The organism is Streptomyces aurantiacus (genome assembly GCF_027107535.1).
Classification (GTDB): domain Bacteria; phylum Actinomycetota; class Actinomycetes; order Streptomycetales; family Streptomycetaceae; genus Streptomyces.
Window position 1 is genome coordinate 8,899,002 of record NZ_CP114283.1, and the last position, 22,722, is coordinate 8,921,723.

Annotated in this window: 20 protein-coding genes, 2 tRNA genes and 1 pseudogene; 9 read left to right on the forward strand and 14 right to left on the reverse strand. The window is 66.8% G+C overall.

Annotated features, from left to right (window positions below):
• The first annotated feature begins 229 nt into the window (after positions 1-229).
• Entirely contained in the window at positions 230-1,918 is a 1,689-nt protein-coding gene (locus tag O1Q96_RS41195; RefSeq protein ID WP_419587024.1) for an IclR family transcriptional regulator domain-containing protein, read from the forward strand.
• 99 nt (positions 1,919-2,017) lie between these two features.
• Here O1Q96_RS41195 and O1Q96_RS41200 read toward each other — a convergent pair whose 3' ends face one another.
• From O1Q96_RS41200 to O1Q96_RS41210, 3 genes and pseudogenes are all read right to left on the reverse strand, one after another.
• Positions 2,018-3,346: an enolase C-terminal domain-like protein gene (locus tag O1Q96_RS41200; RefSeq protein ID WP_269252961.1), complete on the reverse strand. Its 1,329-nt coding sequence runs from the start codon at positions 3,344-3,346 to the stop codon at positions 2,018-2,020.
• Between the two features lie 185 nt (positions 3,347-3,531).
• Positions 3,532-4,872, reverse strand: a pseudogene (locus O1Q96_RS41205) (gluconate:H+ symporter); the annotation flags it as partial.
• 196 nt (positions 4,873-5,068) lie between these two features.
• A complete protein-coding gene (locus O1Q96_RS41210; protein ID WP_269252963.1) occupies positions 5,069-6,058 on the reverse strand; it encodes a 5-dehydro-4-deoxyglucarate dehydratase in 990 nt (329 codons plus the stop codon).
• A 96-nt stretch (positions 6,059-6,154) separates the two neighbouring features.
• On the opposite strand from O1Q96_RS41210, the gene O1Q96_RS41215 reads away from it, so the two are divergent.
• Positions 6,155-6,943, forward strand: coding sequence for an IclR family transcriptional regulator (locus O1Q96_RS41215; protein WP_269252964.1), 789 nt, complete (start codon positions 6,155-6,157; stop codon positions 6,941-6,943).
• Positions 6,944-7,253: 310 nt separating this feature from the next.
• Positions 7,254-7,329: transfer RNA gene (locus O1Q96_RS41220), tRNA-Arg, on the forward strand.
• 76 nt (positions 7,330-7,405) lie between these two features.
• On the opposite strand, the gene O1Q96_RS41225 is transcribed toward O1Q96_RS41220, so the two are convergent.
• The 7 genes from O1Q96_RS41225 to O1Q96_RS41255 form a co-directional block, all read right to left on the reverse strand.
• Positions 7,406-8,557, reverse strand: coding sequence for a tyrosine-type recombinase/integrase (locus O1Q96_RS41225; protein ID WP_269252965.1), 1,152 nt, complete (start codon positions 8,555-8,557; stop codon positions 7,406-7,408).
• Positions 8,557-8,739: a helix-turn-helix domain-containing protein gene (locus O1Q96_RS41230; protein WP_269252966.1), complete on the reverse strand. Its 183-nt coding sequence runs from the start codon at positions 8,737-8,739 to the stop codon at positions 8,557-8,559. The genes O1Q96_RS41225 and O1Q96_RS41230 overlap by 1 nt, the downstream gene beginning before the upstream one ends.
• 59 nt (positions 8,740-8,798) lie before the next feature.
• Positions 8,799-10,262, reverse strand: coding sequence for a replication initiator (locus O1Q96_RS41235; protein WP_269252967.1), 1,464 nt, complete (start codon positions 10,260-10,262; stop codon positions 8,799-8,801).
• Positions 10,263-10,414: 152 nt separating this feature from the next.
• Positions 10,415-11,122 carry a DUF2637 domain-containing protein gene (locus O1Q96_RS41240; protein WP_269252968.1) on the reverse strand — a complete coding sequence of 236 codons (708 nt, stop codon included), beginning with the start codon at positions 11,120-11,122 and terminating at the stop codon, positions 10,415-10,417.
• A 59-nt stretch (positions 11,123-11,181) separates the two neighbouring features.
• Positions 11,182-12,588 (reverse strand): FtsK/SpoIIIE domain-containing protein, encoded by a 1,407-nt coding sequence (locus O1Q96_RS41245; RefSeq protein WP_269252969.1) that lies wholly within the window; start codon positions 12,586-12,588, stop codon positions 11,182-11,184.
• Entirely contained in the window at positions 12,585-12,797 is a 213-nt protein-coding gene (locus O1Q96_RS41250) for a hypothetical protein (RefSeq protein ID WP_269252970.1), read from the reverse strand. Before O1Q96_RS41250 ends, O1Q96_RS41245 begins: the two co-directional genes overlap by 4 nt.
• Positions 12,794-13,144: an SCO3933 family regulatory protein gene (locus tag O1Q96_RS41255; protein ID WP_252556006.1), complete on the reverse strand. Its 351-nt coding sequence runs from the start codon at positions 13,142-13,144 to the stop codon at positions 12,794-12,796. Before O1Q96_RS41255 ends, O1Q96_RS41250 begins: the two co-directional genes overlap by 4 nt.
• A 171-nt stretch (positions 13,145-13,315) precedes the next feature.
• Between O1Q96_RS41255 and O1Q96_RS41260 the strand changes: the two genes are divergently transcribed.
• A complete protein-coding gene (locus O1Q96_RS41260) occupies positions 13,316-13,807 on the forward strand; it encodes a winged helix-turn-helix domain-containing protein (protein WP_269252971.1) in 492 nt (163 codons plus the stop codon).
• A gap of 872 nt (positions 13,808-14,679) precedes the next feature.
• Here O1Q96_RS41260 and O1Q96_RS41265 read toward each other — a convergent pair.
• The 3 genes from O1Q96_RS41265 to O1Q96_RS41275 form a co-directional block, all read right to left on the reverse strand.
• Entirely contained in the window at positions 14,680-15,516 is an 837-nt protein-coding gene (locus O1Q96_RS41265; protein ID WP_269252972.1) for a protein kinase domain-containing protein, read from the reverse strand.
• 70 nt (positions 15,517-15,586) lie between these two features.
• Entirely contained in the window at positions 15,587-16,030 is a 444-nt protein-coding gene (locus O1Q96_RS41270) for a glycine-rich domain-containing protein (RefSeq protein ID WP_269252973.1), read from the reverse strand.
• A 206-nt stretch (positions 16,031-16,236) separates the two neighbouring features.
• The gene (locus O1Q96_RS41275; protein ID WP_189920911.1) at positions 16,237-16,479 is read right to left on the reverse strand and encodes a hypothetical protein; all 243 of its coding nucleotides are present in this window, start codon (positions 16,477-16,479) and stop codon (positions 16,237-16,239) included.
• A 114-nt stretch (positions 16,480-16,593) separates the two neighbouring features.
• Between O1Q96_RS41275 and O1Q96_RS41280 the strand changes: the two genes are divergently transcribed.
• Positions 16,594-17,934: a helix-turn-helix domain-containing protein gene (locus tag O1Q96_RS41280; RefSeq protein ID WP_269252974.1), complete on the forward strand. Its 1,341-nt coding sequence runs from the start codon at positions 16,594-16,596 to the stop codon at positions 17,932-17,934.
• Here O1Q96_RS41280 and O1Q96_RS41285 read toward each other — a convergent pair.
• Positions 17,912-18,445, reverse strand: coding sequence for an NUDIX hydrolase (locus O1Q96_RS41285; protein WP_269252975.1), 534 nt, complete (start codon positions 18,443-18,445; stop codon positions 17,912-17,914). The genes O1Q96_RS41280 and O1Q96_RS41285 overlap by 23 nt on opposite strands.
• Positions 18,446-18,792: 347 nt before the next feature.
• On the opposite strand from O1Q96_RS41285, the gene O1Q96_RS41290 reads away from it, so the two are divergent.
• The 4 genes from O1Q96_RS41290 to O1Q96_RS41305 all read left to right on the forward strand — a co-directional run bounded on the left by O1Q96_RS41290 (position 18,793) and on the right by O1Q96_RS41305 (position 22,596).
• Positions 18,793-19,932, forward strand: a complete 1,140-nt coding sequence (locus O1Q96_RS41290) for a hypothetical protein (RefSeq protein ID WP_269252976.1) — start codon at positions 18,793-18,795, stop codon at positions 19,930-19,932.
• 11 nt (positions 19,933-19,943) lie between these two features.
• A complete protein-coding gene (locus O1Q96_RS41295) occupies positions 19,944-21,581 on the forward strand; it encodes an ATP-binding protein (protein WP_269252977.1) in 1,638 nt (545 codons plus the stop codon).
• 371 nt (positions 21,582-21,952) lie between these two features.
• A tRNA-OTHER gene (locus O1Q96_RS41300) sits at positions 21,953-22,052 on the forward strand.
• An 85-nt stretch (positions 22,053-22,137) separates the two neighbouring features.
• Complete coding sequence (locus O1Q96_RS41305) at positions 22,138-22,596, forward strand: hypothetical protein (protein ID WP_269252978.1); 459 nt, start codon at positions 22,138-22,140, stop codon at positions 22,594-22,596.
• Positions 22,597-22,722 lie beyond the last annotated feature (126 nt).

A 22,722-nucleotide genomic window follows, 5' to 3' on the forward strand; every position in this document is an offset into this window, starting at 1 on the left:
CCCCGGGACGCGCCCCGAACATGTGCAGGGGCGCGGGGAACTGCGCGACCAGCCACAGCGGACCCGCGGCTCGGATACGACCGTGTCCCTCTGAGGGGCGCGGGGAACGGCGCAATCCTTCAGTGGCCCGGCGCCGACACGGTCGCGGCCACGCCACAGGACCGCGACGTCACCCCGCGACCGCCCCGCCGCATTCATTACCGTGGTGCGGACACCGTAATGGGGAGCCATGCCACCGACCCACCGCACACCCGCCGAGCCCGACGCAGTCGTCCCCGCCCAGCCCGACGCAGTCGTCCCCGTCGAGGCCGTCATCCCGCTGATGCGCGGCATCACCGTGCTGAGCCGGCTCACCGAGGCGGGCGGAACCTCGAGCCTCAGCGGCCTGGAGCGGACCACGGGCCTCGCCAGATCCACGGTGGACCGCATCGCGGCGACGCTGGCCCGCATGGGATACCTGCGCCTCGACGGCCGGGACGCCGTACTCGCGCCGAGGCTGATGGAGCTGGGCAACGCCTACCTGGCCGCCCTGCGGCTGCCCCGTCTGCTGGACACGCGGGCCGACGCGCTCGCGGACGAGCTGGACGAGTCGGTGTCACTGGCCGTCGCGGACCGGGACGGCATCCGTTTCATCCACCAGGCCACCCGCCGCCGCGCGATGTCCCTGAGCTTCCGCATCGGCGACCTGCTCCCGGCCGAACGGACAGCGCCCGGCCCCCTGTTCGCCACCGAGTGGACTCCCGAGGACTGGGCGGGATGGCGGGACCGGCGGGCCGCCGACCCGCACGACCTGGGGTTCCCGACACTGCCCCCACGTGAACACCCCGTCGGGGACGAGGAGTTCGAGGAGCGCACACGGGAGGCGGATGCCCGGGGCTGGTCCCTCGACGACCAGTTGATCGAACCGGGCCTCGTCGCGGTCTCGGTGCCCGTACGGGACCGCGGTGGACGCGTCGCCTGCGTGGTGAGCGTGGTGAGCCACACCAGCCGGCACACCGCCGACTCCTTGCGGGACACCCTGCTGCCCCGGCTGCGGGCGACCGTACAGGCGATGGAACGGGATCTGCGCGAGGCCCCCGCCCAGCCGCCCGCCGCCCCCGCCGGGCTCGCCACCTGGACCGGGGCCTCGAAGCAGGAACTGGGCCGGGAGTTCGTCGAGTCGCTGGCCCGCGGACTGACCGTGATCACGGCGTTCGGCGAGGGCCGCGCCGCGCTCACGCTCACGGAGGTGGCGCAGGCGACGGGCCTCGCGCGGGCGACGGCCCGGCGAGCGCTGATCACTCTGGAACACCTGGGCCACGTCACGGCCCACGGGCGGACCTTCTCCCTGACACCCCGGGTCCTGTCCCTCGGCTTCCCGCCGCTGTCCCGTACGACGTTGCCGCAGCTCGCGGCCCCGCATCTGGCCGAACTCGCGGACCTGCTGCACGACTCGGCGTCCCTGGCGGTCCTGGCCGGCGACGAGATCCAGTACACGGCCCGCGTCGCCACCAGCCGCATCATGAGCGTCAACATCACGGTCGGCACACGGCTGCCCGCCTGCCCGACCTCCTTGGGCCGGGTGATGCTCGCGGACCTCACCCCGGCCGAGCGGGCCCCGTTCCTGACCGGCCTCCACCCGCTGACCCCGCACACGGTTACGGACCCGGCCGCCCTCGGGGCCACCCTGGACCACGTACGGGAAGCCGGATACGCCCTGGTGGACGGGGAGTTGGAGGAGGGTCTGCGATCCATCGCGGTCCCGGTGCGCGACCGTACGGGGAGGGTCGTGGCGGCCGTGAACGTGGCGATGCACAGCTCGCGCCGCACGGCCGAGCAGTGCGTCGGCGAAGTACTGCCGGAGCTGGCCGCGACGGCCGGGCGCATCGAGGCGGACCTGCGTGTGGCCGGGCGGTTCACCCGGGTTCCGGTCACCTGACCGTCGGCCGAACGGCCCTCCTCGCATCGGCTGCGCGACAGACGGGGGGGACGGGAGCCGGAATCGGAACCAGAACTGCCCCTCCCCTCCCTGTGAGGGTCAACGAACCAGGCAGGGCCGCTTCGCGTCGAACTGCCAGTCGGGGACGAGGTACCGCATCCCGGCGGCGTCGTCCCGGGCGCCCAACGCCTTCTCGCGGTAGAGGTCGTGGGCGGCGAGAAGCCGGTCCATGTCCAGCTCGACGCCCAGACCCGGCGCCTCGGGGACGGCGATCTCTCCGTCGACGATCCGCGGCGGCGCGACGGTGAGCCGCTCCAGCCCCTCCTGCCAGATCCAGTGCGTGTCCAGGGCGTTGTACTCCCCCGGCGCCGCGGCCCCGCAGTGGGTGACCATGGCGAGCGAGATGTCGAAGTGGTTGTTCGAGTGGCAGCCCCAGGTCAGCCCCATCGCGTTGCAGAGCTGCGCCACCCGCACCGAGCCCTGCATCGTCCAGAAGTGCGGGTCGGCCAGCGGGATGGACACCGACTGGAGCGCCAGCGCGTGTGTCATCTGCCGCCAGTCGGTGGCGATCATGTTGGTGGCCGTCGGAAGCCCGGTCGCGCGGCGGAACTCCGCCAGGATCTCGCGCCCGGAGTAACCGCCCTCGGCCCCGCAGGGGTCCTCGGCATAGGCGAGCGTGCCGACCAGAGGCCCGCACAGCTCGACGGCCTCACGCAGCGACCACGCGCCGTTCGGATCCAGGGTGATCCGCGCCCCGGGGAAGCGGTCCTTCAGCGCCCGTACGGCCTCGACCTCCGCCGGGCCGGCCAGGACACCGCCCTTGAGCTTGAAGTCCCGGAAGCCGTACAGGTCGTAGGCGGTCTCGGCCTGCCGGACGATCGCCTCGGGCGTGAGGGCCTCCTCGTGCCGGACGCGGTACCAGTCGACGTCCGAGTCGGGCTCACGGACGTACTCCAGATCGGTGCGGTCCGGGTCGCCGACGTAGAAGAGGTAGCCCAGGACCCGTACGGAGTCCCGCTGTTGACCGTCTCCGAGGAGCGCCGCGACCGGTACGCCGAGGTGTTGGCCGAGGAGGTCGAGCAGCGCCGACTCGACGGCCGTGACGGCGTGCACGGTGGTCCTCAGATCGAAGGTCTGGGCACCGCGGCCACCCGAGTCACGGTCGGCGAAACGGTCCCCGATCCCGCGCAGGACCCGCTTGTAGTCGCCCAACTTCGCGCCGACGACCAGGGGTTCGGCATCCCGCAGCGTCCGGGTGATCTTCTCGCCACCGGGTACCTCGCCCAGTCCCGTACGGCCCTCGGAGTCCCTGAGGACCACGATGTTGCGGGTGAAGTAGGGGCCGTGCGCGCCGGAGAGGTTCAGCTCCATGCAGTCGCGGCCGGCGACGGGGTAGACGGCGAACTCGGTGACGGTCGGCTGATTCATGCGTATCGAAGTCCTTGGCTGCGAGGGGAGGCGAGGGGAGACCCCGGGGAGGGAGACAGGGAGGAGTCGGAGAGGGCGGGAGCGGGGCCGGAATCGGAATCGGCGTCGGCGTCGGTGGCGGTGGCGGTGGCGGCCGGAGGCGGGTCGGTCATGTCGGGTCGGTCATGTCGGGTCGGGTCGGGTCGTCACAGGCTGAGGACGTCGAGGGTCCACTCCAGTGCCAGGACGCCGCCCAGCCCCAGGATCGCGAGCACCGTCGTATAGGTGGTCCGTACCTTGATCGCCTCGATGACCGAGAGGTTGAAGTACTCCTTGAACAGCCAGAATCCCGGGTCGTTGACGTGGGAGAAGGCGATCGATCCGCAGGACACGGCGAGGACCATGATCTCGGGGTGGATCCCGCTGCCCGCGAGGAGCGGCAGCACCACGCCGGAGGCGGTGACGACGGCGACGGTCGCCGAGCCGAGCGCCACCCGCAGGATGACCGCGATGAGCCACGCCAGGACGATCGGCGAGATGGACCAGCTGTCGGTGGCGTCCTTGATGTAGTCGGAGATCCCGCCTTCGACGAGGACGTTCTTGAAGGCGCCACCCGCGCCGATGACCAGAAGGATCATCGCCATCGACTGGGCCGCCGAGGTGCACGACGCGTTGACGTCGGAGAGGCTGCGGCCGATACGTGGTCCGAAGGCCCAGATCGCCAGGAGCAGGGTCAGCATGAGCGCGATCGGCGCCGAGCCGATGAAGGCGACGAAGTTCAGGAGCGGGCTGTGGCCCGAGGTCGCCATGTCGATGACGGCCGCGCCGGCGATCAGCACCACGGGGAAGAGCGCCACGAACAGCGACCAGCCCAGGCCGGGCATCTCCTCGTCCTCGAACTCGCGGTCGCTGACCAGGCCCTTGGGGATGGACGGGTTCATGGCCCTGATGAACGGCAGCCGCGGCCACAGCAGGGCGATGAGCGCGCCGGCCGGGACGGCGATGAACAGGCCGTAGAACAGGGTGTGTCCGACGGAGGCGTGGAAGGTCGCGGCGACGGCGGTGGGGCCGGGGTGCGGCGGCAGGAAGCTGTGCATCGTGGACAGGGCGATCGACATCGGCAGGCCGACCCACAGCAGATTGGCCCCGGTGACCCTGACGAGCGTGAACGCGATGGGCACGATGATGATGAACGCGACCTCGTAGAACATGGTCACGCCGATCAGCATGGACGTGACCACCATGGCCACCTGGACCCAGCGCGGTCCGAAGGCGTCCAGCAGCTTGCCGGCTATCCGCTGGGCGGCGCCGGAGTCCCCCATGACCCGGCCGACCATGGCGCCGAGCCCGATGGTGAGCATCGTGTCGCCGATCTGGCCCCCGATGCCCTCCGCGAGGACGTCCGGGATGTCGGCCACCGGTATGCCCCTGACCAGGGCGACACCCACCGCCACGAGCAGGAGCGCGGCGAAGCCGTTGAGTTTGGTCCGGGTCATGAGGAACAGCAGCACCAGAACGCTGATCCCGACTACGAGCAGAGGCATGGCAGTTCCCCTTTGAACTGTTGAGCTGTGCCGTTACTGAGTACTGAGCTGCTGAGTTCCGATATGGGCGGGGCGGGGGCGCGGGCACGGTTGCGCAACGCACCCCGAGCGGTGTGTGAGGCGCCGCGTGTCAGGTGCCGTGCGGCAGTGACAGGTGCCGGGGGGGCAGTGACTGGTGCCGGGGGGCAGGTGCCGTGTGTCAGGCGTCGCTGCGTCGGCGCACTGCTCCGACCAGTGCCAGGCCGGCGTCGAGGATCCTCTCCAGCTCGGCGAGGTCGTCGTCGCCGGGATCGGTGAGCGGGGCCCGTACGAGGCCGACCGGCAGCCCCCGCAGCCGGGCGGCGGCCTTGACGAGCGAGACGGCGTACCCGGGCACGCGGTCGCGCAACTCGACCAGCGGAACGTAGAAGTCGCGCAGGAGCTTGGTGAGCGTGGCGTCGTCGTCCTCGCACAGGGCGGTGAAGAAGGCGCCCGCGATCTCGGGGGCGAAGGCGTGGACGGCCGACGAGTAGGCGGGGACGCCGACGGTGGCGTACGCGCGGGCCTGGATCTCGGCGGTGGAGGCACCGTTGAAGAAGAGGAAGCCGTCGGGGGCGGCGAGCGTGAGGCGCTGCAGGCGGTCGAGGTCGCTGTGCCCGTCCTTGAGGCCGATGACCGTGGGGATCTCCGCGATGCGGCGCAGGCCGTCGGCGGTGAAGGTGACCTGCCCGCGCTGGTACGCGATGAGCGGCAGACGGGTGCCGGCGGCGATCCGGCGCACCTGCTCGACCAGTCCGTCCTGCGGGGCGCCGACGAGGTAGTGGGGCAGTACGAGCAGGGCGTCCGCGCCGGCCTCCTCGGCGATCCGGGCGAACCGCAGGGCCTGTGCCCAGCCGTAGCCGACGCCGGCGACGACGGGCAGGCGGCCGCCGACGATCTCGACCGTGGCCCGGACCACGGCGCGGTACTCGTCCTCGTCGAGCGAGAAGAACTCCCCGGTTCCGCAGGCGGGGAAGACGGCGCCCGGGGCTCCCGCGTCAGGCCCGCCGGCCAACTGGGCGGTCAGGTAGGCCCGGTACGCCGGCAGGTCGAGTCCGCCGTCGTCACGGAAGCTCGTCAGGGGGAAGGACAGCACTCCGCCCGCCATGCCGTCGCGCAGCCGCTGGGCCACGGCTTCGGTATCCGCGCTGAACCGCATTCCGAATCTCATCTCCATATGCAGATGGCGTACATGTATGAGAACGGAGGTTAGGTCGGTGAACCGGCATGGTCAATGGGTGCGGCACCGCGGATTTACGATGAGGGCATGCCGGAGAGCAGCGGAGTCCGCGGAGTGAAGTCGGCGGCCCGCACGGTCGCGCTGCTGGAACTGCTCGCCACGCGCGGCGACCGGCCCGCCCGCCTGGACGAACTGGCCGAGGAACTGGGCGTACCGCGCAGCAGCATGTACCAGCTGCTGCAGACCCTCATCGAGTGCGGCTGGGTGCGCTCCGACACGACGGGGTCCCTCTACGGCATCGGGATCCGCGCCCTGCTCACGGGCACGAGCTACCTCGACAGCGATCCCCACGTCCGCGTGGTGCGCCCGTACCTCGACGAGGCCTCGGACGCACTCGGCGAGACGATCCACCTGGCCCGGCTCGACGGCCCGGACGTCGTCTACCTCGCGACCCGCGAGTCCCACGAGTACCTGCGCACGATCAGCAGGGTCGGCCGCCGGATCCCCGCCCACGCGGGCGCCCTCGGCAAGGCACTGCTGGCCGAACGCGCCGACGACGAACTCCCCCTCGCCGAGGGCCCGTTGGCGGCCCTCACGGAGAACACGCATACCACTCGCAGCACGCTGCTCGCCGACCTGGCGGAGGTACGCGAGCGCGGCTACTCGATCGACCGCGAGGAGACGGTGACCGGCATCGCGGGCTTCGGCTTCGCCCTGCGGTACGGCACACCGGCCACGGACGCCATCAGCTGCTCGGTACCGGTGGCCAGGCTCAGCGAGGCGCACGAGACCCGGGTGATCGCGGTCATGCGGGAGATGCGCACGAAGATCGAAAGCGTGCTCCCGTCGACATCGGGCACCCCGGACTGGCGCTGACCGACACGACCCCGAGCCCTTGCCCTCACCGCCGGAGGCCAGGCAGACAGGCAGAAGGACGCCGGAGAGCCGGGCCGCGACGCCCCGGGCCCCGGCGACGCACAGCGCCCCGGACGCCACGCGGAACAGGCCCGATCCGACCCCGGCACCTCACGAACACCGACCCCCGCCGGCCCGGCCCACGGGGGCCTCACCGCCCCACCCCTGATCCGGTACGCTGTGATCCGAGCGTCCCTGGCAGACGCTGCGGCGTACGCACAATTCGACACCACCCACACCGCAGCAACCACCACGGGCCCGCTCAAGCTCCGCCTTCGTAGCTCAGGGGATAGAGCACCGCTCTCCTAAAGCGGGTGTCGCAGGTTCGAATCCTGCCGGGGGCACCAGTTCAGAAGGGGGTCACCTACCGATTTCGGTAGGTGACCCCCTTCTGACATCCAGATCTGACATCAACGGCGACAGCTACTGCCGACCGGAACGCCTCCTGAGCAGCCGATCCATGTGGCTCATGGCCTCGCGCTGCGTGTCCTGCACGACGTGCGTGTAGACGTTCATGGTGATGCTGATCTGCGAGTGCCCCAGGATCTCCATCACGACGCGGGGCGCGACCCCGGCCGCTGTGAGGAGCGTGGCCGTGCCATGGCGAGCATCGTGCAGCCGGATCACGCGGAGGCCGGCGGACTGGGCGACACGCGTGAAGGAGCGGTACAGGTTCCGTGGCTCGATGGGACGACCGTTGCGGGTGGCGAAGACATAGTCAGACTCCTGCCACCTCTCCCCCGCCTTGACCCGAGCGTCCGTCTGCCGCATGCGGTGCCAGCGCAGGGGCGCGATGCAGAGGGCGGGCAGCGGGACGGCTCGACGACGACGGCTCTTCGGGTCGTCGTCGTAGAGGAGGCCACGCCGACGCTGGACCTGATGGCGGACGTAGAGGACACGGTTTTCCAGGTCGAGGTCTGCCCAGCGGAGACCGACGATCTCACCGCGCCGCAGCCCCATGGCGATGGCGAGGACGAAGGCCGCGTAGAGCGGGTCCTTACGGGAGACAGCGAGAAAATCGAGCGTCTCGTCGAGGGTCCAGGGATGAAGCTCGGGCGTGTCCGTGCGCGGCGGCTCGACGAGCTTGGCGACGTTGCGCGCGATGAGCTCCTCGCGGCAGGCCGACGTCAGCGCCGAGCGCAGAACTCGATGCGACTCCTTGGCGGTTGCGGCAGTGGTCTCCTTTTCCAGACGGACGAGGAAGCGACGGACGTCGGCGACGCCGAGGGATTCGAGCCGCTTGGCACCGAGGAGGGGCACCAGGTACAGCCGGACGTGCGCCTCGTACTTGTCGAAGGTGCTGAGCTTCCGCCGGGGCTTGATGACGTTGTCCAGCCAGTACGGCAGCCACTCGGAGAGCTTGGCCGACTTGGTGGGCACGGGCACGCCCTGGTCCACCTTGTCGAGCAGCTCCCGGCGCTTGGCGTCGCACTCGGCCCACGTCTTGCCGTAGGCGAACTTCCGGGCGCGGGTACCGTCCGGCTGGAGCACGTAGACCGCGCAATGGAAGCGACCGTCCTTGCGCTTCGTGATGGTGCCCGCGCCGTTCGGGTTGCGCTTGCGTTGCTGGGCCATCAGGCCGCCGCCTCCAGTTCGTTGGTGATGTAGTCGCGGACAGCACGCGCCGGGATACGACGGCACCGGCCGATCGTGAGCGAGGGCAGGCGACGGGATCGGATCAGGTCGTAGACCGTGGAGCGGCCGAGCTTGAGCCGGGCCATGACGTCCGGGACCGTCAGCAGCTCTTCGTCATGCATGGGTGGGCCCTCCTTCCGTTTCGGTGCGGGTTCGAGCGATGCGGCAAGCCAGGCCGTCGTCATGCAGGCAGCAGCCCTTCTTGTTTGGCGCGTTGGGTGTGGGCGATGTCGTGGCGGACCTGGGCGGCCAGGAGTTCTTCGCCGGGGCGGTAGCCGCTGCTGAGGTAGGTCCACGAGGAGGCGGTGACGAGGGTGGTGTTCTCGTCGTCCACGGGCAGGCCGGCGCGGATGCGGGCGGCTTCGGCCTGGGCGGTGCGCCAGGCACGGCGTACGTCGCGGAGCGCGCCGAGGGTGGTCGAGTAGGCGCGCGATTTGCTGGAGAAGTGGCCGCGGAAGCCGAGCATGTGGGCCCACTTCCAGAGCTTCAGGTCGGCGAACTCGGGGAGGTGGCCGAGCACCCAGGCCGTACGGATCATCTGGCGGGCGTGCTGCTGCACGGGGAGATCCGTGAGGGGCTCGGCCTGGCCGGTGCCGTCGCAGTCGTCGCACAGGTCGCGAAAGCTGTCCGGGCCGCGTACGTAGCCGCGTCCGGCGCAGGGGCGGCAGATGAGGGTGCGGTCCACGGTGCCCGCGCCCTCGGCGTTCTTGGTGGCGTACTTGGCGACGTATCCGGCGACCTTGGCGTCCGTGAGTTCGCCGTCCCCCAAGGCGGAGATCTGGTCCACCTTGAAGCGGTCGCCCCACCGGATGACGCGTTCGCCGACCGCGTCCGACTCGACGAAGAGCCGGGCACGCTCGACCGCCAGGCCGACGGCGACACGCAGGGCGTCGAAGGTGGCCCAGGCCGGGGGCGAGGTGGTGTGGCCGTCGGGACCGTCGAAGCGGACGACCGCGTGGAAGTGGACCAGGCCGCGTTGTTGGTACTCAGCGACTTTGGCGAAGGAGACGCGGAGGGCAGCGTTGAGGGCCTTCTGTGTCATGCCGAGGTGCTCGGCGAGGGCGCGGCGCAGGTAGGTGGTGAAGCGTGCCCAGAGGGCCCCGGCGTGGGCGTTCCACAGAACGGCGCCGGTGTAGTCGTAGCTTGCCGGGCGGAGTGGGGTTCCGAGTTCGGGAGCGTCCTGGGGGTGGCTCTCGCCGCACGCGCAGGGGCGGGGCTTGCCCATCTCGGTGGTAGGGCGGTTGTGGACGGGGCCGAAGGACGGGGCGGTGAGGGTGACGAAGGCGCGGGGGTGGTCGCGGACGGCTTCGGCGACGTTCTTGCCGCCGGACAGTCCGGCCTTGATCAGGTGGTAGGTGTCAGCGGCGTAGAGGCGGGAGCAGGCCGGGCAGCGGGAGGCGCGGCGGTTGCCGCAAGTGGTGAGAAGGCGGCCGGTGGGTTCGTCTTCGGAGCGGTAGGAGCGGACCACCTGCTTGGTGGCCTGGTCGGTGGTGACGGTCCAGCCGTGCAGGTTGACGGGGCTGGTGCAGCCTCGAAGGTCGCGCACCTGCTCCGTCACGCGGTCGAAGTCGTCGGTGTTGGCCAGTTCGACCAGGTCCCGCAGGCCGGGACTGATGACGTGGCGCAGGTCGAGGGGGCGGCGCATGTGTGGCGGGGTGTCCCTTCTGGCGCGAGGGTGGGGAGCCTGCGGGCAGCAGCGATTCAGTGCGCTCGGGCTGCTGCCCGCAGGCATGGCAGGGCGGGCCCAGGGGTGGGCAGTGGTGGGAAGTGCCGGAGAGGCCGGCGAAAGGTGTGGCCCTACAGAGCGGCGTGCAGCGCGGTGGCCATGGGCAGGCCGATCCCGAGTCGCGTCTTGAGCTGGGCCGCTGTGATCGGTTCGCCATGCTCGGTGCGGTGGGACGTTGCGATGGAGCGTGCTTCGGTCAGCAGAGGCTCAGGCACCTTGACCGCAGGCGAAGCGGGAGCCGGGGCAGCCTGGGCGATGTGAGGAGCGACGGGGGCCGGGGCCGGAAGGGTGGGCGGCGCCGCAGGGCGGATGGCGTCGGAAGCCGTCTCAGGCACCGACTCGATCTCGTCCGGCACGAAGGCCGGTACGGCGGGGCGCGCAACCGTGTGGAAGGCGCGCAGGAGCTGCGGGCCGACGGATCCCCAGCCGAGGAGGAGCAGTGGAGCCACCGCGTCAACGGCGGCGCGGCCGTAGTGTCCGGCGACGATCGGTTCGGCGACGTTGAGGGCGAGGGTCAGCAGCCCGGAGAAGTGCATGAGGCGCGTGGCAGCCGTCATCTGGTCGGCGGGCAGGCCGCGCAGGGAGAGGTAGCGCAGGGCGACCAGGAGGCCGACCACGGACAGGTCCACCATCGGGGCGATGAGCGGTGCGATCGGGCCGGGGACGCCCAGGCGCAGGGCGAGCGACCAGACGTTGCCGAAGGAGAAGACGAACGCCAGCGCGGCAATGACGATCATGACGGCGGTAATGGTGCGCTGAGTGATCCGGTCCTCTGTCATGGGTGTTCACCTCCTCTCCTGGGGTGTCGGGAACGTGCGAGCGCGGTGGGTCAGGCTGCTCAGGCGTCGAGCTTGGTGAGGTCCACGTCCGTCAGACGAAGGCCGAGGAAGGCTTCCAGGAGGACGTTCGGGTCAGCGGTGAGACTTGCCGTCTCTTCGGCGACGCGAGCCGCTTCCGCGTCGGGCACGTAGGGCGTACGGATGCGGGTGAAGCCGGGTTGCGACTGGTGGTTCATCGATGCGACGCCGACGTAGGTGGGGTCCTGGAGGTTGATCGGGTTGGCGTCCGGCCATTCCCGGATCTCGTCGCCGAGTGCGGCCACAGCGGCTTCGGCGGTCTTCTGGGCGAAGCTCAGGCCGACGGGGCACACGTCGCGGATGAAGGTGGGGATCGCGTCACCGGTGGACTTCTGAGTGGTGAGGATGACGAGCAGTCCCACGGACCGGCCCTTCTTCACCAGGTCTTCCACAAGCCGGGCGTTCTCGGCGGCGAGCGCGGCCAGTTTCTTCGTCTGCTGGTCGCTGCCCTTGTGGTCGCGGAAGTAGGTGTGGGCTTCGTCGACGATCAGCACGACCAGGGGCCAATGCTCGGACGGGCCGACGTCCCACATCGACTTCACCCCGAGCACCTGGCGCACCGAAGCCGAGCGGACGCGGCGGAGCTCCACCAGGTGACGGAACAGCTTGTTGGCCTCTTCCAGGTCATCGCCCACGAAGGCGAACATGCGTTGGACCCAGTCGGCGTAGTCGCCTTCGTACGCAGCCGACACCTTGCCGTCCGCGCAGGCGAACTGCACCGCGGGCGACGGTGCCCAGTCGGAGAGAAGCCGGTTGATCAGGCTGGTCTTGCCAAAGCCAGGGAGGCCGGCCACGGTGACGCCGGGTACCTGCGTGAGGTTCACCGAGACGGGCTGCGCGTACTCGTCCAGGCCCAGATCCCACCGGGCTGTCTCCTCCGGTGGCTCACCTGTGGGGTGGTGCTCGGTGGGGAACTTCAGCGGATCCAGTCGCACACCCCGGATGAGGACCTGCCCAGGCTTGTCCTGGGTGACCGCCACTCGTGTGCACCGCCAGGCGTCCGCGAGGTGCGGGCCCGCTTTCTGGAACTGCTGGAGTCCAACACCAGGCAGGCACTGGGCCCGCGCGATCACTCCGTACGCGTCGTGCTTCACCTTCAGGGAGGGGATGAGGACGCGCGGCTTGATGGGCTTGCCGTTCGTGTTCGCCAGCGACGCCAGGGCGGTCGGGGTCTTGTCCGTGGCCGACAGCTTGAGCATCGGTGCGAGCCGCTTCCAGCCCCAACGCACGCGTACGGCCTGCCGTATGGACTGCCGGGTCATGGCGTCGGCGCGAACGTAGCGGACCACCCACCAGGCCGCCCATCCGACGAGCACGACGAGCGGCAGGGCGACGGCGAGCGGGACTTGACCGAAGATCCCTTCCGCCGGGGAGTTCGAGTCCTTCATGTGTGGCTCTCCAACGGGTTATAGAGGAAGGCCGCCAGGGCCGATTCGAGGGCCGCCCGATCCGCCGACACGTCGAGGCGGGGATAGCCGTAGCCGACGAGCACGGCCGCCACCGAGTTCACGAGTGATTCGGTGAACCGGGCATCCGGCCCGGCGTGAGGCAGCGGGTAGCTGCGCTCAGCGCCGGACCGGGAGGTGGTGACGCTCACGCCGCCTCAGCGGCCGGGGCCGCCAGGTCCAGGCGAGCCGCGCGGTAGGCGATGCCGTCCGAGAGCGAGCCGTTGAAGATCCGCGCCCACGGGGTGGCGAACAGTTCCACCGGCATGACCGGGACACCCGGCCGGAGGCCGTTGGGCAGTCCGGTCTCCGGAACGGTGATCTTCAGAGCTTCGGCACGGTCCTCCTCCATGAAGAAGAGGGTGATCGTGTAGAGCTTCGCGCCGGTCTCACGGTCGGTGGCGAACTGCGTCTTCTCCTGGTCCGCGTACTTCGGCACCGGCAGGGTGCCGACCATGAACGACGAGGTGGGGAGCAGGCCAACACGGATGCGTGCCATGGGAGTTGATTCCTTTCGGTTGCGCTCCACCGGAGCGGTGGGGCGTGATCACCATTGAACATAGCTGACCTAGCACTGTCAAGTGAATCGGGTGAGCTAGGTGTCAGCTGACATAGGCCACCTATGTCAGTGGGGTGTGCTAGGGGTGCTAGAAATCGCTACTCTTGGGCCATGAGCCCCGCGCCAGAGAGCAAGCAGGACCGTCGGCCGCCGTATCAGCACGCTGCCGACGAGCTTCGGCGCGACATCTTGCAAGGGCGGATCAAGCCGGGCGAGCAGATGCCGTCCATTCGCGAGCTGCAAGAACGCTTCGGCGTGGCCAACATGACCGCGAGGTCCGCACTCAATGTGCTGCGCGATGAGGGCTTGATCTACACGATCCATGGACGTGGCAGCTTCGTCGCAGACCACAGCGCTGGCGGGGAGCTCTCGGCGAACTACACCGCTCCAGCTTGGTACCTGGCGAACCAGGACGAGAAGCCCGGCCAGGCAGGGCAGGGGGAGGGTGGTCCCGACGCCACCGAAGCGGCCGAAGGCGCCGGGACCACCCTTGCTGAAGCACTCACCGCGCTACGTGACGAGATCCGTGTTCTCAGTGCTGATCATCAGGAACTGCGACGTGAGGTCGAGGAGCTGAAGACAGCTCAGCAGCCGAAGCCGTAGTCCTGATCTGGGCCACTTCCTCTCGCAGCTCCCTGGTCTCCCTGCTGAGGCGGACGACCATGGCCCGCATCTCCTCGATCAGCGCGACTACCTGATCCGTGTCCCCGACGTGAATGCTGGTCGACCCCATTTCGTTGTCCGGTATGTGCTCGGTCATCGCTCCCTGCTTGCTGCCGTGCCGCCGTTCCGTGCCGCACTTGCTCGAACCGCCGGGACTTGCCCACGGCATCCGCTTCTCTCCCAGGTTGATCGACTACTGCGCTGCGGTGCTGTTCAGAGTTTCTTTACTGGATCAAGGCGGCCCGCCTACGGCGGTCCGCGCGCGCTGGCGGCCACGGGCCGCCGCCGCTCCCTGTCTCCGCCACCGCTGCGCCGGCCCCCGGCCACTCAGCGCGCAGTACCGCCAAGCCAGACAGCCAGGCCAGGAAGTGACTCGCCCAGCCCGAGCACCAGGAGCACGACCAGGTCCAGGCCGAGCCCGCGCCAGCACGCCCCCGCCGTCCAGATGGCCGCCGTTCCCAAAGCGGGAGACGTGGCTGATACCGGAACGGGGTTGCTGGAGACACACGTGACGGGTGCTCGTTCGGCGCACTCGCCGCCGTGGCTGACTTTCGGTGGCGCAGGCCAGAACTGCGCTGCCAATGAATGGGCTTCAACTGCTCTCCTCTCCAACTCTGCGACAGCCGACAGGGGTTGTAGTCGCACCCGAATCCGAGCACGCCGACCGCCCCGGTACCATCGGCACCGGGGTCCTGATCAGGGCTTCCGCGACCGGACCACCCGGAATGCTGTCGAGGCTGAGGGGTGGTCCGGTCTTTTGCTGTTGGCGTCCGCGCGAAGGTGGCGCCAGACGGGTCCGTTGGGGTTCGGGGTCAGATCAGGGCTTTGCCCACCTCGTAGATGGTGGGCCGGTCCCCCGGCGCGTGGCTGAGCATCGCTTCGACCAGGTCGCCCAGCTCACCGGGCACCTTCACGGGCCGACGCCGACCGTTGGCCACTGCCTCTCGCTGCACGGGGCGCGGAGCGTCGTCCGGGTACTCGACCGCCCGCCAGCCCGTGGCGGAGATGAGCAGCGACGCCCCGAGCGCGTAGATGTCGGCTTCCTGCGTCGGCTCCGCTTCTCCGGTGTCCAGCACGCTGCGCGCGATCTCCGGTGCCTCGTAGTGGACGAGGCAGCCGCGGAACGGGAAGTCGTACCCCTGGGGTACCTGGCCGCCCCGGGCAAGGGCGAGGTCGATGAGGTGCGTTCGTTCCGGGCCGACGATGAAGTGGGCGGGTTGCACGTCGCCGTGTGCCCAGCCCCTCACGTGGAGATCGGCCAGGGCTTCGACGCATCCCAGCGCCACGCTGGTGCTGGCTTTGATGGACGAGCCCTGCTTGCGGCAGGGCTCCCACAGCTTGTGGAGATCCGGCCCGTCGTGCCACGGCTGGAAGTTCCACGTGCCGTGTTCCCATTCGCCGTACGCGATCTCGTCGAGGCCGAGGCGATGCAGGACAGCGCCCTCACGTGCGGGCGCGAGCGCGGTCCAGGGCTGGGCAGGCCACTCGGCCGTTGCCTCGATCGGATAGCCCAGCTTCACGGCGAAGTGGCCCCTATGGCTCTCCACCTCCCACACCGTGGAGCCCCGGCGGTTGATGACCAGGCGCTGAATCGTGGGCATGAGCGCATCGAGCACCACGATCGGCAGTTCAGGGGTTGGGCCGGACAAGGTCTGTTCTCCTTCCGGGCGAGCGCGGCCGACCTCGAGGCGAGGCCGGCCGCGTTGCTGTTGTCGAGGGTTACGCCTGACCGTACGGTCGGCCGCAGTCCGAGTCGCACTGTGCGAGGTTCGTGCCGTCCACGGTCCACAGGTCATCGAAGACCACGAACCCGGCCGCCTTCATGGCGCGCGCCGAGGCGGCGACCTTCTCCGGGTCGCGCGCTCCTCCGCCCGGCTTCGGGTTGTGGTGCAGGAAGCGGCCCGCGTGCTGTGTGCACAGCTCGGCGTACTCCTTCGTGTGCAGGATGAGCGCGTGCAGCCCGAGGTCCACGTCGTCAGACGGAACCATGGGCACGGTGGCCGTGGCCGCCGCGACGAGGAACGCGACCGCCTGGTCCGCGATCCGTTCAGCGCGCTCGGGGGACTGCCCGTCGTGGACCGCCACGAAGCGGGCAAGGCTCTCGAACAGCTCTTCACCAGCCACCGCGCGACCGGTCTTCTGATCGCTCGCCGTTGCCGTCATGTGCCATCTCCTGAGGTGAGGTGGTGCGTGGCGCTTACATCCCGTCCTGATCGCCGAGCTCGGCGCGCGGACGATCGGGAAGCGGGCTTGAAGGCCGGCCCCGAACGGGTCGGGGAGCCGGGAAATCGGCACCCGTTCGGGGCGGCCGGTCTACTGGCTGGCGCCGAGGAAGAACAAGGCCCTGGCACATAAGCCGATGACGCGCTTCACAGCGGGACCTGACTGTTGCCGTTCCGGGCGGCCAGACGTGCGCTCAGCTCTTCCCGCGCACTGGGTGCCACCACATTGCTGGGCAGGGCATCCCACTCCTTGCCGCCACGGACCGGCCGCATCTGCACTCGGCCACCGATCTCACCCATGACGACACCGATATGCCCGGTGACACTGTCTTTCGCCAGTTCACCGATGTCTGGTCTGGTCTGCTGATTGCTCGCCATGCACACGAGCATCGCGAGCCGGGTACCCCCGCCAAAAGGTCAGGCTGATTACCCAACTTGGGTAACATCGCGGCAAGTAGAGAATCCGCGACGTTGCGTAGCCCTCGCAGTGTGGGAGCTTGCCCAATGCCCGACGCCGACCGGCCGCAGGAGTTGCCTGCCCGGCTGCTCACCGATCCCGAGATGATCAATGCGTGCCGGGTACGGGACTTCGGCAGAGTCTTCCGGCTGGTGAAAACCAGAGCGGGCATCTACCCCTCGATGATCGCGAGGCGCTGCGAGCTGACGCCGAGCCGTGTCGGTGAAGTCATCGCGGGACGGCGCCAGTTGCTCCACATGGACGTCGTCGAGCGCATTGCCGACGGGCTGCGCATCCCAGGGCACATGCTCGGACTTGCCCGGCGCACGTGGGAGACGCCTCAGGCTCTCGTCGTCACCGAGCGCGAGGTATCCCAGGGGGCGGAGCCGGAACAGCAGGCCCCCGCGTCTCTGCCGGGCCCCGACGTGGACAGCATCCTTGCGCTGACCACGCGAACCAACCTCAGCGCAGCCACACTTGCAGCCTTCCGGTCATCCATCGAGGACTACTGGCGACGAGACGACCAACACGGCGGGGAAGCTCTCAGGCCGGCCGTCGTCGGACAGCTCCGGTATGTGGCCGGACTTCTGAAGGAAAGCCGACCGCCGGCCATCCAGAACGGCCTGTACGGAATCGCGGCCGAGCTCGCACGCCTCACCGGCTGGATCTACTTCGACGCCCGCCAGTACAACCAGGCCCGCGCCTACTTCACCGAGGCCCTGCAACTCGCCAAGGCGATCGACGACCGCCAGTTCATGGCCAACGTCCTTGCCTGCATGAGCTTGCAGGCGACCTACCAGGACAAGCCCGCGGATTCCCTGGCACTCGTGACCGCCGCCCAGGACCAGGCCCGCTCAGCCATCGACACCACCCCGCGCGTTCTGTCGATGCTGTCCATGCGGGAAGCGTTCGCCCATGCCACGCTCGGCAGCCAGACGTCCACGCACCGGGCGATCACGGAAGCGCACCGCCAGTTCGAGCAGATCCAGGCGAGCGACCCGGACCCGTCGTGGGTGGCCTACTTCAACGAACCGAAGCTCATCGTGGACACCGGCATTGCCCACGGCCGACTCGGCGAAGCAGCGACCGCTGAACCGTTGATCGCGGACGCCTTGCGTCGGGAAGCCCACACCAATCAGCGCGGCCGAGCGTTTCACGCGTTCTGGCTGGCTCGTACGCAGCTGGACCAAGGCAAGCTCGACCAGGCGTGCCACACGGCCACGCAAGCCCTGGAGCCCGCATCGGCGGTGGCTTCGGAACGAGTGTCGGGCCACCTCAGGGAGTTCTACGACCAGTTGGCCCCACACAGGCAGGAGCCCGTAGCCCTGGCCTTCGAGGCGCGGCTACGGGAGCTCCTGCCGCCGGTCAGCGGATCGCTTCATCCATGAGCACGTACAGCAGGCCGACGAGGGATCCGCTGCTCACGATCTCGCGGCGGTCGATCATCCCCCGTATCTCGCTGAGGGGTATCCACTCGATGCGGTCGGACTCGTTCTTCTCCGAGGGCGGACCCTCGTAAGTCGCCCCGTCCGCACGGAAGACGTGGTGCTGTGAGTCGGTGATTCCATTGGCCGGCTCGGCGTAGATCAGGGGCTTGATGGGCCCAGGCCGCCACCCCGTCTCCTCCAAGACTTCGCGGGCCGCCGCCTCTTCAGGAGTCTCGCCCTCCTCCACCAGGCCCATGGGCAACTCCCAGGCCCAGGAGTCCGTGATGAAGCGGTGCCGCCACATCATCAGCACCTCTTGGCGGTCGTTGACCACGGCCGCCACGGCCAGGTGCCGCAGGCGAACGACGTGGTACTCCCACCTGCGCCCGTCAGGCTGTTGGACGTCGACCAGACACAGATTCACCCAAGGGTTGGTGTAGATCTGTCGCTCACCGTGGGTCTTCCACTCCATACCTGCGGCCCCTCTCGATCGGTCTCCAGGATCTCAGACCGCCGCAGAGGGCAGCGCAAGTTCGGGTCTTTTTACGTCACACTGACGAGATGCTGCGGGAGGCTTGCCTCATGGGGGCGCCGAAACCTCCCGGGTCAGGCAGGCGGTAGCTCGACGCGGTACGAGTGCCACGCACCGCGGAGTCCCTGTCCGGTTGGGAGACAGCGCGGTTGACTGAGGTCGGAGCAATCGGATCATTTTCCCCTGTGGCGACACCTGCACCACTTAGCATGAAGTGCACCAGGGTGCGCGCTGTGAGTAGTTGACCCCTCAGGCGCCACAGCTCTATCTCGACCACGGAGCAGTTGTTGACCGATCTTGCGAGTAGCCCCCTTCCCGTGGACGACGGTGGGCACGACGCCATCAAAGGGTTTGCTTACCAATTCGACAAAACCCTTATTGAGATCTTTCAGAGCCCGCGGCAGAGGCTTCAGATTGAAGGCGCGCAAGATTTGAGTGGCGAGCACTATCACATGCAAATCAAGAATCGGTCCGGACGGTTCTACCTATCAGTGGTAGGTAAAGCGGTTCGCAAGATGTTTCTTCAATTCACGAGCAGTCGTTCTGCTTCCTACATCTTGCACTGTCATTTTGCAGACCAGGCTCCGGGGACTTGCAGATCGCTCACTGCCGAGGAATTGGACGGTTTGCTCGCTGGCCAATTTGATCAGGCTGAGAAAGAATTGAAGTTGCAGTTCTTGAAGTCCTTCTACATCAGCTTTTCCGAGGACTATGAATCGCAGTTCAAAAATGTTTTGAAGTGTGTCGCTGATGAACTTTCCGCTAGGGATTCTGTAGAGGCGCTCTCCTATCACGCCATTCTTCACGCATACCTGAGAAACTTGGTTCTAACAGAGATCCCGGGTTCTCGCTGGGTGGGACTCAACGACTTGAAGAAGGCCGTTAAGGAGGCACAGAGTGCCATCTTCACGTCGATCTATGTGGCCCATTGTGGGTACGAGAAATATCTGAAAATGGTTAGGAGGCAGTACCTCCCACGACGCGTGAACATCCCGAATATCGAACGGGTTTTCTCTTTTGAGTGCACGCAAGAGACCGACCCCCAGGAAATTGCGGAGGCGGTACTGAGTATCTGTGATAGATATCGTATCGAAGAAAACTCTCCGGTCCCTTATTTCACGTTCCGCGGCGAATTTGAAGATAGCTCCATAAAGGCAAGCCTGTGGGAGGCAGGCGCATATTTCAATGACGGCCGCGGGTATCATGGTGGAGCCTTCAGGATGAACATTCTGACCAATCCTCCCTTCGGTGCCGCTCGCATTAAGATCGTGGAGCCGGAGCGGCTGCAGGAGCTGATGACCAGCGTGGCTGTCAAGGAGTTCCACGACTTCTTCCTCGTTGAGAAGGATGAGCCTCCGGTCCTGGTTTCGCGTCCCAGTCACGTATTTCTGCAATCTCATGGTGACCTGATCGAAGTATTCCGATAAGGAGAATTTCAGTGTCCAGTGCGGAAGTAGTTGCTGTTTACCCAAACCGCATCAAGATTGCAGTTCACGACATCGGTGAACTCGCCGGCGGCGATCCTGTTGAAGTCGGCTCCTATCTTAAAATCTATGACAGCATTCAGGGCGCCATTGTGGCGATTATTGAAAGCTATTCGATTGAGCTCCGACCGAGCAAAGATGCGGCGGAGGATCGGCAAAAGGTATACGTCATCGAAGCGGTGCCGCTTGGGTTCGTTGATGGTGATGGGAGATTCTCTCGCGGTGGGGGCGGAATCGCTATTCCACCTAAGAAGGTGTCAGTCGCTGTGAAGGATGAAGTTCAGCGCATCTACGACACGGTGGAAACCGAGAAGCGATTTCACTTTGCTCAATTGGCTCAAGACATTTCTGTTGACGTTCCGGTTGACGGAGACAAGTTTTTCAGCCGCCACATCGCGGTCGTGGGATCCACGGGATCTGGGAAGTCTCATGCTATTGCGAGGATCATCCAGACTGCTACTCAGATTCGAGATGATTCTTATGGTGAGTATCATCTAAACAATGCGCATGTTGTAATTTTCGACATCCACTCAGAGTACAAAACCGCCTTCCCGGAGGCGAATCACCTTTCCGTTGAATCACTAATTCTGCCCTATTGGTTGCTCAATGCGGAGGAACTTCAGGATCTCTTCATCGAAAGTAATGAGGAGCAATCACACAATCAGATCGCTACCTTGAAGAAATCCATTACGGAGAACAAGCGGCTGCACTTCAAGGGGTCAGAGGAGAAGCGTGACCTGATCCACTACGAGTCCCCAATCTTCTTTGAGATCCAAGAAGTGCTCGATGCGATTAAGGCGAAAAACGCCGAGCGCATTGGTACACCAGGGAAGACCACAGACCGGGCAGGTCCGCTTTTTGGTAAGCTCGACAACTTTATTACACGCCTTGAAAATCGCGTGCTCGACAGGAGAATGGATTTTCTGCTGGGGGCCCGAGCGAAGCAGGTGAATCTTGAAACCGTTCTTCGCCAGTTCACCGGATATGACCCGAACTCGCTCGCCAATGTAACGGTGATTGACCTCAGCGGCGTCCCGTTTGAGGTTTTGAGCATTACGGTTTCGCTGGTGTCGCGATTGCTCTTTGACTACTCGTACTACTTCAAGAAGAACAACGCCTCATCCCTGGTGGAGACGCCACTCCTGCTCGTTTACGAGGAAGCTCACAAATACGTACCGAAGAGCGGATTGGCCAAGTTCAGTGCATCTAGAAATTCCATCGAAAGGATCGCTAAGGAGGGGAGGAAGTATGGAATCACGGCTGCCATTGTGAGTCAGAGGCCAGCCGAGATTTCGGAAACGATTTTCTCCCAATGCAGCAACTTTCTTGCCATGCGGCTTACGAACCCCGAGGATCAAAATTACGTTAAACGTCTCTTGCCGGATTCTCTGGGGCCCCTAACGGAGTCGCTTCCCGTATTGAGCTCGGGTGAGGCCCTTTTGTTGGGGGACGCTGCGGTCATGCCGTCGAAAGTGGTAATGGAGCAGGCGCGCCCGGCCCCCTCGTCAAGTGACGTCAGGTACATGGCGGAGTGGATTAAGCCTTGGCACGACGTGCAGTTCGTGCGTGTAGTCGAAGACTGGCAAAGGTAATCGATCCACTCTCGGGAGCCTGGCCAATCAGTCACAGTCGTGAGCGGCAGCGTCACCCCAAATGCGACATACCTGCACCTTCCTCCGGTGGCTGTTCGCTATGCGCGCGGCAGGGGCGCCGGCTCAGCTGGATCGGGCCGCCTTGACGCGAACTGCCATTACCAACCTTCGTTGGGCCGCCTGCCTCTGGTTCGAGCTGATGGCAACCCTGACGGCAACGACGACACGTAGAGGCCATTGATTACGACCATCAGTCAGCAGTCGGAAGGAAGACGGAGCTCCCGCTCAACGGTCCGCCCGATCCTACCGTTCAGAAGGTTTCTGACATCCACGGCTGACATCAACGACGCCGGACGGGGGCGTACACCAGCGCCCCTGTCCGGCCGTCGCACCACTCGACGACAGCCGCCGCAGCGGGCTCGGATCGAACTCCTAAAGCGGGTGTCGCAGGTTCGAATCCTGCCGGGGGCACAGAGAAAGGGCCAGCTCAGGAGGGTTTCCTCCCAGGCTGGCCCTTCGTCGTCCTCGCGAGGTTCAAAGTGCCTACGATCGCGCGGTGAGCTACGACATCTACTTCTTGAGCCGGCGCGACGGGCAGTCCTGGGATGAGGTCCTGGGGGTGATGGAGGACGCAGCCGTGGAGAGCGAGCCGATCCCCACGCACCTCCTTGAAGCTTGGGAGCAAATAGTGCCGCAGGCTCGGACCTTGCTGGGTGAAGTAGAGATCACGGAGTACGAGCAGGAGTCACGGGACCTGAGCCACTCGGGCACCGGCATCGACCTGTCCGTCTTCGGTGACGAGGTGACCATCACTGTGCCCTACTGGCATGCGGGGGACGACGCTGCAGTCGTGCTCGGCCAGGTCTCCGCCCTCGCGGCCATCATCGAGAAAGAGACCGGGCTGACTGCCTACGATCCCCAGACAGAACGTCCGCTGGTGGAGACGCCACCGGACGACTCGATTGGGCTGATGTCGCGAGTCACCGAGGATTTGCGCAGCCGTTACGGCGGTTGATCACCGGCCACCGGCGGAGCCAGCCAGGTTCCGAGCCGTCTACTCGCCGCGTGCCACAGTCGTGCCAGATACAAGAGTCAGTCACGGTCAACGGGGGTGTCTCGCGGTCGAGTTCTCGATGGCTTG